Raw genomic sequence first — 13,540 nt, forward strand, 5'->3', positions numbered from 1 at the left:
GTGCGCGGCGGCGCCAGTGCGCGGCGGCGCCAACACCTGGATGCAGGGACTGGGCCCGGTGGCCAACGTCAATGTCAACGTCAACCAGAACATCGCCCAGCTGCAGAGCATCAACGTCAACACGCTCAACAACGTCGGCGTGATCGGCTCCGGCCTCGGACTGGCTATCGATGTCAATCCTTCGCAATGGGCTGCTACCCACGCCAAGGTCTGAGCGACACGCGTCGCGCCTCGTGGAAACCCTGCGGTTTCCACGGTCGTGACCTGTGGCTTTGACAGCCGGCACTGCGTCCAGACACGCAGTGCCGGATCTTCCCGCTTGGCAACTACCAGTGCCCCGGCCGAAGGATTGCACGGTATTGCGCGCCCTGGCATGCGCTTGCACCCCGGGAATCGGCGCCGTTCACTGTCCGGCGCGCCCGGCGATCCTCGATCTCAGTTCATCGAGCCGGGACAGGAACAGCGCAAGCGTTGGCGCGGCATTGCTCGGGCTATACCCGACGACGAGATCAATGGTCGGGATTTCGCCCGTCAGCGGCCGGCTGACCACCGACCACGGCATCAGGTTCTCCACATAAGCCGGGATTAGCGTCATGCCGCGGGTCGATGCGATCAGCGACATCACCATGGCCGGATTATCGACGCTTTGCGCGATCTCGACCTCGACGCCCGAACTGGCCAGATAAGCATCGACGACCCCCCGCAGCACCTTCGCCTTGTCTCCCATGGCGATGAACGGCTCGTTGCGGAGATCCTCCGCACGCAGCGCGTCGCGCGCGGTCAATGCATGGTCGCTCGGCATCAGCACGACCAGCGGCTCCTGGGCAATGACCTTGTATTCGAGGTCGTACCCGGGCTCGGCGCGCATGAAGGCGACGTCGAGCTTGCCATGGGCCACCGCGGCGGCCAGTTCCGTGGAGTAGTCGCTCGATACGCTCACCTCGATATTCGGCAGCTCTGCGCGCAGCAAGTGCATGGCGTCCGTCAGCCATGTCATCTCCTGGCCAGTCAGAAAGCCGAGTGCAAAGCGCGGCTTGGCAGGTCGTGCCGCGCGGCGGGCCGCTTCCACCGCGGCGTCGACCTGTGCCATGGCCAGCCGCGCATGGTCGATAAAGGCCTGGCCTGCATCCGTCAACGCCACGCCGTGCGCACTGCGGCGCAGCAATTCGACGCCGACCTGCTCCTCGAGATCGCGGATCTGCCGGCTTAGCGAGGGCTGCGAAGTATGCAGCCGATTGGCCGCGGCCTCGGTCAGGCTGCCGGCTTCCGCGACCGCGATGAAGTACCGAAGATGTCTCAATTCCATCAGCCCCATGCCTGGCAGGCATGCCCACAAGCTTACAAAGTCTTTTTCATGGGCGCCGGAAGACCCTAGATTGGTCCCTGCAGCAACCCCGTTCCACTGTCCACGCAACCTTATCCATGCTGGACAGCGATACCTTACAGGAGTTTCCCATGAGCAGTCCCGTCGTTCTCATCACTGGCGCACTGACCGGCATCGGTCGTGCCACCGCGCTTGCATTCGCTCGCACTGGCGTGAATCTCGTCGTCTCGGGCCGCCGGCCCGCCGAAGGTGCCGCACTCGAAGCCGAACTACGCGAGCTCGGCGCCGATGCGTTCTTCGTGCAGGCCGATGTGCGCCACGACCAGGAAGTGCGCCATCTGGTCGATCAGGCCGTGTCCCGCTTCGGCCGTCTGGATGTCGCCGTCAACAATGCCGGTACGGAAGGCCGGCCGGGCCCGCTGACCGAACAGACCGCGGAAAGCTATACGGCCACGTTCGACACGAATGTGCTGGGCACATTGCTGAGCCTCAAGCACGCGCTTCGCGTCATGACGGCGCAGCGTTCCGGGGTCGTGATCAACATCTCGTCGACCTATGGTCACGAAGGCGCGGCCTATGCCGCGGTCTATGCGGGTAGCAAGCATGCGGTGGAAGGCATCACCAAGTCGGCGGCACTCGAAGTCGCTGGCACCGGGGTGCGCGTCAATGCAGTGGCACCCGGACCCACCGAAACCGGCATGCTCGACCGCTTCACGGGGACGCCCGAGAACAAAGCGGCGCTGGCCAGTGGCGTACCGTTGGCTCGCCTCGGCAAGCCGGAAGACATCGCCGCGGCCGTGATCTATCTCGCGTCCGCAGGCGCGACGTTTGTCACCGGCCAGATTCTCACCATCGATGGCGGCAAGACCGCCGGCTGATACACGCGATGCGCATTCTCGGAACAACTGAACAAGGGAGTCACAGATCATGAACACGCTGACTGGTAAGACCGCGCTCGTGACGGGCGCATCGCGAGGCATCGGCCGCGCCAGCGCGCTTGCGCTGGCCAGGGCCGGCGCGCAGGTGCTGGTTCACTACGGAAAGGCGGCGCGCGACGCGGATGCGGTCGTCGCCGAAATCCACGCATTCGGCGGGAAGGCCGAGAAGATCGCCGCCGACCTGCGTGCTCACGATGGTCCCCATGCGCTTGCACAGCGAGCGCGCGCAGTTATCGGTGGCCGGCTGGACATCCTCGCGGCCAATGCCGGAATCTCGCGCGCGKCGACCATCGAGGAGACCACGGTGGAAGACTTCGACGACCTGTTCGCGGTGAACGTGCGGGCTCCGTTCTTCCTCGTCCAGCAGTTGCTGCCGGTCATGTGCAAAGGCAGCAGCGTGGTGCTGCTGTCGTCGCTCGCGGCGCATGCCGCCGTGGGCGCGCTGCCGGCGTATTCGGCAACCAAGGGCGCCATCGACACGCTCGTCAAGCACTTCGCCTCGGCCCTTGGCGAGCGCGGCATCCGCGTCAACGCGGTGGCACCTGGCGTGGTGCCGACCGAGATGTCCAGCTTCGCCAGGAGCGAGGAGGGCAGGGCCTTCACGCTCGGCATGCAGGCACTCAAACGCATGGCCGAACCCGACGACATCGGCGCGGCGATCGAGTTTCTCGCATCCGACCGGGCCCGATGGATTACCGGCGAGACGCTGCGCGTCGACGGCGGCTCGAAACTCTAATCGGAGATATCAATGAAGCTTTATCATGCCAACGGCTCGCCAAACTCGCGTCGCGTCAGGATGCTGATTGCGGAAAAGGGACTGGAAGTGGAACTCGTGCCGGTCGATCTCGGCACGCGGGAGCAACTCTCGGAAGCCTATCGCGCGATCAATCCGCGCGGCGTCGTCCCGGCCCTGGTGCTCGACGACGGTACGGTCATCGGCGAGGCGTCGACAATCATGCGCTATCTCGACGATGCCCATGCGCTGCCATCGCTGTATGGCACGACGGCGGTAGACAAGGCCGTCGTCGCGATGTGGGAACGGCGCATGGAGATCGAGGGGTTCGCCGCCGTGATGGAGGGCGTTCGCAATGCCGCCGCGGGACTCAAAGGGCGCGCAATTTCCGGCCCGCATGGGTACGACCAGATCCCGGCGCTGGTCGAGCGCAGCAAGCAACGGGTCGCGAATTTCTACGACGACATCGAGGCGCAACTGGATCGTGCCGCGTTCGTCGCGGGGGATCTCTTCTCCGCCGCCGACATCACCGCGCTCGCTGCCGTCGACTTCGCGACGAAGGCGCTGGCGATGCCGGTGCCCGAGACACATGTCGCGGTAAAGCGGTGGCATGAGATCGTCTCCGCCCGTCCCAGTGCCACGGCGTAAGGCTGGGTCCGCAGCGGCGCGTTGACCTGCGCTGCCGGGCACGATTCACCAAGCCATCTTCGGATGGCTTTCTTTTTAGGGAAACACTATGCCTTCCACAAGAGCCGCGCTGCTTGGCGGCAAGAACGTGGTGTTTCTTCGCGAGCACCTTAAGATCATGCCGCCAGGCCGGCCCGTTCCCCGCCGCTGTCAGCCGTACCGCGCACGAAACCCTATCGTCCAGTGCGGCACGTACGATCCCACGATACGCAGCGCAGTCCGTATAGAAGCATGCATTTCACGCGCGCCTCACGCGCCAATTGCCATATCCACACCGTGTACCAATCGACTGGCCAGGCGCGGGTGCCGCAACTGTTCCAGCCACCATTGCAACGCGCGCCCCTCGCGATCGCCGCGCCAAGCGACATACGACACAGTCGGCTCGCGCTGATCGGCTGTCGCCTTCTCCACCAGTTTGCCATCTTTCAGCAACGACGCGACGCGATGACGCGGCAGCCAGCCGATGCCCAGGCCGTCGCGCTGCGCGAGTATCTTCGCTTGCATATTCGGCACGGCTAGCATGGCCTGGCCACCGATCACGCCATAAGCGCGTCCCGCTGTCGTGCGCGACGAATCGGCTACTACTACCGACCGATGCGCGCGCAGTTGCTCGCGCTCAAGCGGTGCTTCAGCGCGTGCCAAAGGATGACGAGCCGCCACTGCGAATACCCACTCAATCACGCCGAGCTCGAACCAGCGCAGTCCGGGAACCGCCGGGGGCTCATTGGTCGCGCCGACGATCAGGTCCGCGCGCCCGTCGCGCAATGCTTCCCACGTGCCGCCCAGGACCTCGTGCGTAAAGCGCAATTTGACGCCGGAATCTAGCGCGTCGAAGCTGCGCACCACCGGCATCAGCAATTCAAATTCGATAATCTCGTCGGTGACGATCCAGAGCCGATCTTCCCAGCCGCTCGCAATCTGCCGCACGCGTTGCGTCACGCGCGACATGTCGAGTGTCAGGCGCGCGGCTTCATCGGCGAGCACCTGGCCCGCGGGCGTCAACTGCACCCGGTAGTGGCGGCGATCGAACAATAGTGCGTCGAAGCGCGCCTCGAGTTGCCGCGCCGCATGCGAAATCGTCGACGGCGCCTTACCTAGCCGCGCCGCCGCACGCGACAGGCTGCCGGTTTCGCGAATGGCTTCCAGCAAGGCCAATTCGTCGTCAGACAACATGTGCGATCCCGTCGAACGTATCCATCGGGCAGATCGTACGGCAAATCAAGGCTTTCGGTTCACCATCTCTCTACGCGATCCGGGAGCCGCCTCAAAGGCAACTGGCTCGCGATTCACTTGCCCGCCCTGCCTGCGATACAAGGCGTAGTACCGAGGATCGCGTCGGTTGCCGAGTGGATTCGCAGAGCATTGCAGCGCTGCGCTTGATCTCATGTCCCTATCGAGGAAATATCATGCTTCAGTTTTACTTCCACCCGACGCCCAATCCCACCAAAGTCGCGCTCCTGTTGGAGGAGCTTGAAACTCCATTCGAATTGGTTGCTGTCGATACGTTCAAGGGAGAGCAGCACAAACCGGAATACCTGAAGATCAATCCGAATGGCAAAGTGCCCGCCATTGTCGACGATGGTGTCGCTGTATTCGATTCCCATGCCATTCTGCTGCACCTGGGTGCAAAGCACGGCAAGTTTATGCCGTCCGCGCCGGCGCAGCATGCAGCGATGCTCTCTTGGCTGCTGTTCGTCGCGACCGGCCTGTCGCCATTCTCCGGTCAGGCCGTGCACTTCCAGCACCATGCGCCGGAACCCCTGCCGTATGCGCGTCACCGCTATCTGAAGGAAGTCGAGCGCCAATACCGTGTTCTCGATGCGCGTCTCGCCGACTCAAAGTATCTCGCCGGCGACACTTATTCGATCGCCGACATGGCACTCTGGGGCTGGGCTAATTACGCCGGCTATATCTTCGGCGAGAAGGGTCTGACGGACTATCCGCACGTCAAGCGTCTGATCGATGAAATCTCGGCACGCCCAGCGGCCGTCCGTGCCCTGGCTCTGAAGGAAAAACTCCAGTTCAAATCCGAGTTTGACGAAGAAACCCGGCGCGCCCTGTTCCCTCAGAACGCTTCGTTCACAGTCTAGGCCGGCCGCGAGAACGCCCACGCTGTCCGCCCGCAAACGGCCGGGGCCGGCATGCCGCGGACCGATGAAGATAGTCGCGGCGGCGCTTAACCTTTCTCATCGTCTCTCGGCCGAGCGGGGAGGTGGCCCACAATTATTGGCCTTCTACGTGAACCGAGCAATGAACAACGGGCTGACCCGGGCGCAAGCATCGGAAGGCATGACCCAACTGGCGCTCTACACGGCTTGGTCCGGCGACTCTAGCGCGCTCCGTATCGTCAAGGATGTCTTTGAGAAGCGGCCCAAATAGCCGCGTCTATCACTATGAAAAAGATTGGCTTTCTCTCCTTTGGCCACTGGGCCGATTCCGTGAATTCGCGGGCACGGACGGCGGCGGATGTGCTTCTGCAATCCATCGACCTGGCGGTCGCCGCCGAGGAGCTGGGCGCGGATGGTGCCTTCTTCCGCGTCCATCATTTCGCGCAACAGCTTGCATCTCCATTTCCGCTTCTCGCAGCGATCGGAGCAAGAACCAGTCGGATTGAAATCGGAACGGGTGTCATCGACATGCGTTACGAGAATCCGCTCTATATGGCGGAAGATGCCGGGGCAGCCGATCTGATTGCCGGCGGACGTCTGCAGCTTGGTATCAGCCGAGGCTCAGGCGAACAGGTTATCGACGGTTGGCGCCACTTCGGGTACGCGCCTGGCGAGGGTGAGACTCATGCTGACCTGGCGCGCCGCCATACGGAAGTCTTCTATGAGGTGCTGCGGGGCAAGGGCTTTGCGCAGGCGAATCCGAGGCCCATGTTTCCCAACCCGTTGGGCCTTTTGCGAATCGAACCGCATTCCGATGGACTTCGCGACCGCATCTGGTGGGGTTCAGGCTCCGACGCAACGGCGGTGTGGGCCGCGAGGATGGGCATGAATCTTCAGACCTCAACGTTGAAGAATGACGAGACGGGCCGTCCGCTTCATATCCAGCAAGCAGAGCAGATTCGCGCTTACCGTGATGCATGGAAAGAGGCTGGGCATACACGAGAGCCGCGGGTGTCGGTCAGCCGGAGTATCTTCGCGCTCGTGAACGACCAGGACCGGATGTATTTTGGTCGCGGCACTCAGGGCAACGACACCGTCGGCTTTCTTGACGACGATGTTAGAAAGATCTTTGGCCGAAATTACGCCGCTGAACCTGATGTCCTTATCGCGGAACTGGCAAAGGACGAGGCAATTGCGGCGGCCGATACGTTGCTACTCACCGTGCCTAACCAATTGGGTGTGAAATATTGCGCGCACATGATCGAATCGATTCTCACGCACGTCGCGCCCGGCCTCGGCTGGCGCTAATGGCGTTCACCTATGGGAAGCAGGCATATGACCCGCAAAGCTGTGCTGTATGGACTACTACGGTCGTTCGGTTCTATGAACTATGAAGCCTCGCGAAGCAACGCCTGCTCGCTCCTAGTTGGAGGCAGATTTCGCGCTGCTTTCCCGTATGCGCTTGACCAATTCGCTCCCATGGCTGGAAATGTGGCGCTTGAGCACTGCGATCGCTGCCGGCGCGTCGTGACGCGCACAGGCCAGGACCATTTGCTCATGCTCATCCAGGACGGTTGCCCATTCCTGTAGGTTGGCTTCTGAGTTCTCGTGCAACGATCCCATAAGTTCCCTGTCGCCTGGAGCGTCCTTTCCGGCGGTGCGCATGCGCATTCGCAAATGGCGAATAAACAGATGCTGGAGGTTTTCGATGCTGGCGAGAAGGCGCGGCAAGCGCGCTGGCTCATAGAGTCGACGGTGGAAGGCGCTATTCAGATCGCCCCATCTCGAGTCAAATTCCTTGCCGGGATCCGCACTGGGTGAAGCGCGCATATCAACGCGCCCCTGCTCGACAATCGCAAGCGCGGCCTGGGCATCTTCCGGCGTGAAATGTTTTGCAGCGTGCTCTATGGCGAGGGATTCCAACGCCATGCGCATGGCCAGAATTTCCTCGAAGTCTTCGGTGGACAGGACCGTAACGACCACGCCACGGCGCGGTTGCGTTTCCACCAGTCCCTCCCCTTCAAGCTTGAGGAGCGCCTCCCGGATTGGCGCACGGCTGACCCCGAATACAACCTGCCAATTGGCAGGGGAGCGCTCTCGGAAGAAGAGCGCTTCAAGATCGAAGACCACATCGAGCAGACACAGATCATGCTCTCGCGCCTACTACTTTGCCTCGACCTGCGGTCACTCGAAGGAATTCGAGTCGATGGAGCACCGAACAACCCTCCGAAGGGGAAATAGCCTCTCCGGGGTCAGAACAGCTCCGCGCTCGCCCCGGGACGATCGTCTGTCTGTGCGGAGGGCGCGGCCTTATTTCGGGTGACGGGGGCCGGCTCGGCATCCATCAACTCTGCCGGGAGCAATCGCAGGAAGGTTCTGGCAATCTCGGGGTCTCGACATGACAGCCAGTCGGCCCAGGTGTCGCGCGGCAAGACCACAATCCCGCGCTTCTCGTCGCCTGGCTTGTGGAACCGGCGCATGAGAGGGTCGCTATCCGCGTTGAGCGTCGGCATCGTAAAGCTGATGGCGCCATCCGGCCAGGTGCGCCAGAGACCTGCGATAGCGAACGGCTCGCCGTCCGCCATGCTGATGCGCCAGCGCACCGCCTTGCCAGTTTCCCAGTTGGGCTCATAGAAGGATGTCGCCGGTATCAGGCAGAGCTGACCGGCCTTCCAGTGCTTGGCGAATGAACTCAGCTTGCCGATCGTCTCGAAGCGCGCGTTCGCAGTTGGATAGTAGCGGGCACCAGGTGGAATCTTTGCCTTGGGCACCATGCTGAACGATGCGACCGCGCATTCGCGACCACCGCCCTCGGTCGCGCGGATGATCGGCGCGGGGTAGTCTGGCCAGGTTTCGGCCTTCCACTCCGCGGGCGGCGGCTCGATGCCAAAGATGTCGCGTAGCACCTGGCGCTGGATCGGGGCGTAGTTGACGCACATGGTTAGTCCCTTCCGTTTCTCTTGCGAGTGTAAGCGCCTTGATTCGGTGGTCCAAAAAAGTCCCGCAGCCAGGCTTCGCGCTCCTCGATGCAAGGCTCGCCGCGGATTTCCTTGCGGAAGGTCTCGAGGATCCGGGCGATGCGATACAACGGCCTTCCGAGTACGATTTTGGCCGCTCAGGAGGCGTGGCGCCAGACCTTCACCGCGGAGACGACGAGGATCGCTGCGAGTAGGGGTAGCAGCACAGTCGTCGGCACGATGCCCAGCAATCTGCCACCAAGATACGCGCCAAGAATGGATCCCACTGCCATCATCGCCGCAAAGGCTCGATGGCGGATGAGAACGGTGAAGCTCCGATCCCGGCTGTACCGCGCAAATGCCGTGAGCATCGTCGGCAGGCTGATGGCGAGGCTAAGACTCCCGGCCAGCTTGAGATCCACGCCGAAGACAAGCGTAAGCGTCGGGATCAGGAGTTCGCCGCCAGCGACACCCATGACGGCGGCCACTACACCGATGAGAAAGCCCGCAATGACGCCGCCTGCGACCTGCAGCGCGCCGGGGGTAAGCATGGCGTGCTGGCTCTCGCTGTGGTTGCTCGTCAGAAGTACTAGGGCCATGCAGACCAACAGCACTGCAATTACTCGATACAGGGCTTCCGAGCGCATACGTGTAGCCCAGCTCGCGCCGCACCATGCGCCGAGAATGCTGCCAGCGAGCAAGTTCAGGATCACCGGCCAGTTCGCGAGCACATCGGCGATGGGCACTGCCTGCGTCCTAAACGGCAGGGCAAAAGCAACGACGACGAGGCTCATTGCCTTGTTGAGGATCACCGCCTCCAGCGCCGCAAAGCGATAGAAACCGATGAGAAGCGGCAGGCGAAATTCCGCGCCGCCGAGGCCGATTAGGCCACCCAGAGTACCCACAAGTCCGCCACCGACTACTGCGGAAGCCTGCTTATAAGGACGTTCGGGCGCTGTTTCGGCCATGGCAGCCCAATTTTTTAGAAAAGTTATGCCTCTCACAGCATAACTTGCGCGAGTGTCACTCACCAGGCGCTCCGCCCGAATTCATGCTTGCAGGCGGCCAATTCGGCACTCCGGATTCATATTTACGGCTTTGCCACATACCGTTATAGTCGCCAGTACATAACGTTTTCTGCGTTGTCACTGCGAGTGCGAATATGCGAGTTATTGGACTGTCTGGAGCGAGCGGCGCCGGCAAAACCACCCTGATCTCAAAGGTCATCCCGGCATTGAAGGCTCGCGGCCTGACAGTGTCGACGCTGAAGCATGCCCATGATGCGTTTGACGTTGATCGACCTGGCAAGGATTCATACGTACACCGCCAGGCGGGCGCAAGCGAGGTGCTCGTAGCGTCCTCAGTCCGCTGGGCACTTATGCACGAGTTTACGGAGCAGGCTACGCCGACGCTGAGCAGCTTGCTGCAGCACCTCCGCAATGTTGACCTCGTAATCGTCGAAGGCTTCAGGGCAGAGAGTTATGCCAAAGTTGAGATCTTCCGGGATGCCAACGACAAGCCCTGGATGTATCCGCACGATCCGGACATTGTGGCGGTGATCAGCGACACCCTTAGTGATATCTCGCTGCCGCATGCTCATCTGGATAATGCAGGCGAAGCTGCGGACCTGGTCTTCGAGTACGCGCTTCCGATCGAGGAAACCTTACGACGCCTGGCTACGGCTGTTGTGCCGGACGAGGCTCACGCAAGGTAGGTGATGTCCTTGTTATGGAGGATGGGCTTCGCAAAATTTGTCTGCCGTAGGTGCCACAGGTTGGGCACATGTACTTGAACCCCCGGCCAACGCGCTGGCGACCTACCGTCTGCGGGAGGACGCCGAGGCTCTGCGCGAACTGCATGATCTCCCGGCTGCCGATCTTCGAGCAATGCATCGACCGCGATCCGGGCGGCCTTGATGGCGCCGGGCACCTGGGTCTTCGTCCGGCCGATGTTTTGCGAGACTCTCTTATATAGCGGTCAATCTCGGCGCTGAGCAGCGGGTCATCCAGTTGTGCCGCTTCCAGCCCACCGGGCTGCGCCAGTTCCCGCTCGCGCTTTTCCATCCAGTTCGCGGCGGCCGGGCGGCGGTCAAACGTCTTCGTTTCGGTGAGCACCGCCTTGCCGCCTCGCTTCAGGCGGATCACTGCTGTCTAACCTATACTCTCGTCCTTGCGTTCGCGCTGAAGAATGGTGCCCACAATCCTCGGTGCAGCATGGTTTTTTCGGCGCAACATTGAAACACCCAAGCTCAAAAATGAGCCTAAACAGGCAGTAACGGCAGGTCATGGCATACGTTCAGAATTCCCCGCAAATCGAAGCTGGAGTCGGAATCGCAGAAAAATCAACGGGCCGGAGAATATCGGTCGCGCCGATGATGGATTGGACCGATCGTCACTGCCGCATGTTTCACCGGCAGTTGAGCCGCCATACCTGGCTTTACACGGAGATGGTGACCACCGGTGCGCTCCTGCACGGCGACGTGGCGCGGCACCTGGACTTCGACGCGGCGGAGCAGCCGGTGGCGCTGCAGCTCGGCGGCAGCGAGCCGGCCGACCTGGCGGCGGCCGCGAGACTTGGTGAGCAGTGGGGCTACGTCGAGATCAACCTCAATTGTGGCTGCCCCTCCGAACGCGTGCAGCGCGGCGCATTCGGGGCTTGCCTGATGGCGGAACCGGAGCTGGTCGCGGATTGTGTGAGGGCGATGCGGGATGCGGTGTCGATCCCGGTAACGGTCAAGCATCGGATCGGCATTGATACGATCGAGCACTATGACTTCGTGCGTGACTTTGTCGGCAAGGTCGCCGAGGCCGGCTGCGAGACTTTCATCGTGCATGCGCGCAACGCGATCCTGAAGGGGTTGAGCCCGAAGGAAAATCGGGAGATCCCGCCGCTGCGCTATGAGGTGGCCTACCAACTCAAGCGCGAGTTCCCGCGGCTGGAAATCCTGATCAATGGCGGCATCGTGGCGCACGACGAGATGGATGAGCACCTGGCTCACGTCGATGGCGTGATGATCGGGCGGGAAGCCTATCACCAGCCGTACGTGCTGGCGGATATGGATACGCGCTTCTATGGTGCGCAGACACCGGTGGTTTCTCGGCTGGAGGTGGAGTTGGCGATGCAGCGCTATATCGGAGACCTGGTGGAGCAGGGGGGATATATGGGTGCTGTCACACGCCATATGCTTGGCCTGCACCGGGGCATCCACGGCGGGCGCGGGTGGCGGCGGGTGCTCTCGGACGCGCGGCGCATGCACGCGGTGCGGACCCGCGCGGGGGTCGACGCCATGTTCGAAGAGGCGCGCGCGCACCTTCGGCCGGGCGCCGCGTCGCTCGAAGCAGCCTGAACGGGCGGCCCGCGGCTGAAGACGAGCCTGCCCTGCCTGGAGCCTTTCCTCTAACTTCGAACTGGCTTTTTATGCAGTCAGAGCGGAAGGGGCAGCGACGACCACTTGGCCTCGCTTGCAGGTCGATTTGCCCTCATGGCAAAGGGATTCCCCTAATTCGTGAGGGGGCTGCAAATTCATACACTGTGCTTGCCCTCGAATACAGGGCTTTCTTCAACTGATTATTAAGCCCGCCTTGTGCGGGCTTTTTTTTGGGGTGAGGCAAGCCAGCTTACTGCGGGCGATATTTACCGGGCGATATTGCGCTCGGATTTATCCGGCTTCCTTCCGTTTACCCGGATAGTACAAATCCCAGATGACGGTTAGATTACGGGGGCCTTCAGGGCAATTGAGATCGCTAAATTGAAGAGCCCGCACTGCGGGCTCTTTTTTTATGCGGGCTGATTTGATAGCAGCATCCTGTATGCACTACGCACTATCTCTCGCTATTGCGAGTAATGCCAACGTCGAGTGTGCCGTAGGTGGTGATGCTCGATTCCCTGCCGTCGCTGCCCTGGCTGGCACAACCGCTGATCAGGGCGAGCAACGCGCAAGCAGCTACCAGTCCCCGCACGGAGTGCTTCATGATGACTTCCCAACATGGCGGCGAAAGCCGCGATCATGGTTGGGTGCTCGCAGGCGCCATTGGTTCCTGCTCGGCGGCGGTTCAGCCGATCACGAACCTGTGCAGCAACAATATCGCAATCGCGGGGCAGGACAGCACCAGGCCACCAACGAGGGGGAATCGCTGCGACCACATGCCAATCAGGGCGGGGATCGCTGCGATCGGGCCGAGGACTTGCATCAGTAAGGAAAGCGGGGTGCTGGTGTGGGTGGCGTTTGCGGCACTAGTGGCGTGGGCTGCGCCAGAGGGGCCGAAAAGGCCATAGGCGCTTCCAAGGACCAGAATCACGAGGCAGAGCGAAGCCGCAAGCTTGAAAGTCTGTTTGGTGTTTGTCGTGGGCCGCATCGCTGTTCTTTCCATTTGGATTGAGGCGCCGGCAGGTCAGGCTGGGCAACCGGCGCGTGTCGAGGATGCTTGCAAAAATAGCGCAATCTGCACCCAATCCAACTGAGACTTTTCTAAGTCAGAGTTAAGCCTGCTCCTGCCGGGCGGGTTCGGCCTGGCTTCGTTCGAGGGGGCGGACCCGCACGTCGATATCCTTCCCGCCCGATCGCCGTGGTCATGGGCCTGCCGCGGCTGGCGCGTGCGCTGGCCGACGGAGTGGCTCTGATATCTGTCGAGCCCGGGTTTGCCGGTTGGTCTTGATGCCCTTCGTGAAGTGCCTTTTGCGCCATAAAAAAATGATTTAAGAAAAGGCTTGCCAGGACCGTGGGCGGGCCTTAATATTCGCTCCCTCGCAACACGAAGCGCGGCTGCAAAGCAGACGGGACAAGGGTTGCGGGG

At 61.9% G+C, this 13,540-nt stretch carries 15 protein-coding genes; 9 read left to right on the plus strand and 6 right to left on the minus strand.

Annotation, left to right across the window (positions count from 1 at the left end):
• Positions 1-214: hypothetical protein (locus tag AB4Z48_RS39495; RefSeq protein WP_441624186.1), on the plus strand; the 214-nt coding region annotated here is incomplete at its 5' end.
• Between the two features lie 189 nt (positions 215-403).
• Here the strand turns inward: AB4Z48_RS39495 and AB4Z48_RS39500 are convergent.
• A complete protein-coding gene (locus AB4Z48_RS39500) occupies positions 404-1,306 on the minus strand; it encodes a LysR family transcriptional regulator (protein WP_441624214.1) in 903 nt (300 codons plus the stop codon).
• A gap of 149 nt (positions 1,307-1,455) precedes the next feature.
• Here AB4Z48_RS39500 and AB4Z48_RS39505 point away from each other — a divergent pair, with 149 nt between their 5' ends.
• The 3 genes from AB4Z48_RS39505 to AB4Z48_RS39515 are packed head-to-tail and all read left to right on the plus strand — an operon-like array spanning position 1,456 to position 3,643.
• Entirely contained in the window at positions 1,456-2,202 is a 747-nt protein-coding gene (locus tag AB4Z48_RS39505) for an SDR family NAD(P)-dependent oxidoreductase (RefSeq protein WP_441624188.1), read from the plus strand.
• A 49-nt stretch (positions 2,203-2,251) separates the two neighbouring features.
• A complete protein-coding gene (locus AB4Z48_RS39510; RefSeq protein ID WP_441624190.1) occupies positions 2,252-2,998 on the plus strand; it encodes an SDR family NAD(P)-dependent oxidoreductase in 747 nt (248 codons plus the stop codon).
• Positions 2,999-3,010: 12 nt separating this feature from the next.
• On the plus strand, positions 3,011-3,643 hold the full coding sequence (locus tag AB4Z48_RS39515) for a glutathione S-transferase family protein (protein ID WP_441624192.1): 633 nt from the start codon (positions 3,011-3,013) through the stop codon (positions 3,641-3,643).
• Between the two features lie 288 nt (positions 3,644-3,931).
• Here AB4Z48_RS39515 and AB4Z48_RS39520 read toward each other — a convergent pair whose 3' ends face one another.
• Positions 3,932-4,855, minus strand: a complete 924-nt coding sequence (locus AB4Z48_RS39520; protein ID WP_441624194.1) for a LysR family transcriptional regulator — start codon at positions 4,853-4,855, stop codon at positions 3,932-3,934.
• Positions 4,856-5,088: 233 nt separating this feature from the next.
• Between AB4Z48_RS39520 and AB4Z48_RS39525 the strand changes: the two genes are divergently transcribed.
• The 3 genes from AB4Z48_RS39525 to AB4Z48_RS39535 all read left to right on the plus strand — a co-directional run bounded on the left by AB4Z48_RS39525 (position 5,089) and on the right by AB4Z48_RS39535 (position 7,098).
• Positions 5,089-5,772 (plus strand): glutathione S-transferase family protein, encoded by a 684-nt coding sequence (locus AB4Z48_RS39525; RefSeq protein WP_441624196.1) that lies wholly within the window; start codon positions 5,089-5,091, stop codon positions 5,770-5,772.
• Positions 5,773-5,836: 64 nt separating this feature from the next.
• Positions 5,837-6,061, plus strand: a complete 225-nt coding sequence (locus tag AB4Z48_RS39530) for a carboxymuconolactone decarboxylase family protein (protein ID WP_441624198.1) — start codon at positions 5,837-5,839, stop codon at positions 6,059-6,061.
• Between the two features lie 14 nt (positions 6,062-6,075).
• On the plus strand, positions 6,076-7,098 hold the full coding sequence (locus tag AB4Z48_RS39535; protein WP_441624200.1) for an LLM class flavin-dependent oxidoreductase: 1,023 nt from the start codon (positions 6,076-6,078) through the stop codon (positions 7,096-7,098).
• 114 nt (positions 7,099-7,212) lie between these two features.
• On the opposite strand, the gene AB4Z48_RS39540 is transcribed toward AB4Z48_RS39535, so the two are convergent.
• From AB4Z48_RS39540 to AB4Z48_RS39550, 3 genes are all read right to left on the minus strand, one after another.
• Positions 7,213-7,920: a GntR family transcriptional regulator gene (locus AB4Z48_RS39540; RefSeq protein WP_441624202.1), complete on the minus strand. Its 708-nt coding sequence runs from the start codon at positions 7,918-7,920 to the stop codon at positions 7,213-7,215.
• 122 nt (positions 7,921-8,042) lie between these two features.
• Entirely contained in the window at positions 8,043-8,729 is a 687-nt protein-coding gene (locus tag AB4Z48_RS39545) for an SOS response-associated peptidase (RefSeq protein ID WP_441624204.1), read from the minus strand.
• Positions 8,730-8,905: 176 nt separating this feature from the next.
• Positions 8,906-9,778, minus strand: coding sequence for a sulfite exporter TauE/SafE family protein (locus AB4Z48_RS39550; RefSeq protein WP_441624206.1), 873 nt, complete (start codon positions 9,776-9,778; stop codon positions 8,906-8,908).
• Between the two features lie 131 nt (positions 9,779-9,909).
• Here AB4Z48_RS39550 and mobB point away from each other — a divergent pair, with 131 nt between their 5' ends.
• Together mobB and dusA are read left to right on the plus strand one after the other, a co-directional pair.
• Positions 9,910-10,461 carry a molybdopterin-guanine dinucleotide biosynthesis protein B gene (gene mobB, locus AB4Z48_RS39555; protein ID WP_441624208.1) on the plus strand — a complete coding sequence of 184 codons (552 nt, stop codon included), beginning with the start codon at positions 9,910-9,912 and terminating at the stop codon, positions 10,459-10,461.
• A gap of 570 nt (positions 10,462-11,031) precedes the next feature.
• Positions 11,032-12,093, plus strand: coding sequence for a tRNA dihydrouridine(20/20a) synthase DusA (gene dusA / locus AB4Z48_RS39560; protein ID WP_441624210.1), 1,062 nt, complete (start codon positions 11,032-11,034; stop codon positions 12,091-12,093).
• A 706-nt stretch (positions 12,094-12,799) separates the two neighbouring features.
• On the opposite strand, the gene AB4Z48_RS39565 is transcribed toward dusA, so the two are convergent.
• A complete protein-coding gene (locus tag AB4Z48_RS39565) occupies positions 12,800-13,102 on the minus strand; it encodes a hypothetical protein (protein ID WP_441624212.1) in 303 nt (100 codons plus the stop codon).
• Positions 13,103-13,540 lie beyond the last annotated feature (438 nt).

It is taken from the genome of Cupriavidus sp. 2TAF22, assembly GCF_052115045.1.
GTDB lineage: Bacteria > Pseudomonadota > Gammaproteobacteria > Burkholderiales > Burkholderiaceae > Cupriavidus.

Excerpts from the sequence above, each read along its gene's own strand:
- AB4Z48_RS39500 (WP_441624214.1), bottom strand. The coding sequence starts at position 1,306 with ATGGAATTGAGACATCTTCGGTACTTCATCGCGGTCGCGGAAGCCGGC.
- AB4Z48_RS39505 (WP_441624188.1), top strand. The coding sequence starts at position 1,456 with ATGAGCAGTCCCGTCGTTCTCATCACTGGCGCACTGACCGGCATCGGT.
- AB4Z48_RS39515 (WP_441624192.1), top strand. The coding sequence starts at position 3,011 with ATGAAGCTTTATCATGCCAACGGCTCGCCAAACTCGCGTCGCGTCAGG.
- AB4Z48_RS39520 (WP_441624194.1), bottom strand. The coding sequence starts at position 4,855 with ATGTTGTCTGACGACGAATTGGCCTTGCTGGAAGCCATTCGCGAAACC.
- AB4Z48_RS39525 (WP_441624196.1), top strand. The coding sequence starts at position 5,089 with ATGCTTCAGTTTTACTTCCACCCGACGCCCAATCCCACCAAAGTCGCG.
- AB4Z48_RS39530 (WP_441624198.1), top strand. The coding sequence starts at position 5,837 with ATGAAGATAGTCGCGGCGGCGCTTAACCTTTCTCATCGTCTCTCGGCC.
- AB4Z48_RS39535 (WP_441624200.1), top strand. The coding sequence starts at position 6,076 with ATGAAAAAGATTGGCTTTCTCTCCTTTGGCCACTGGGCCGATTCCGTG.
- AB4Z48_RS39545 (WP_441624204.1), bottom strand. The coding sequence starts at position 8,729 with ATGTGCGTCAACTACGCCCCGATCCAGCGCCAGGTGCTACGCGACATC.
- mobB (WP_441624208.1), top strand. The coding sequence starts at position 9,910 with ATGCGAGTTATTGGACTGTCTGGAGCGAGCGGCGCCGGCAAAACCACC.
- dusA (WP_441624210.1), top strand. The coding sequence starts at position 11,032 with ATGGCATACGTTCAGAATTCCCCGCAAATCGAAGCTGGAGTCGGAATC.
- AB4Z48_RS39565 (WP_441624212.1), bottom strand. The coding sequence starts at position 13,102 with ATGCGGCCCACGACAAACACCAAACAGACTTTCAAGCTTGCGGCTTCG.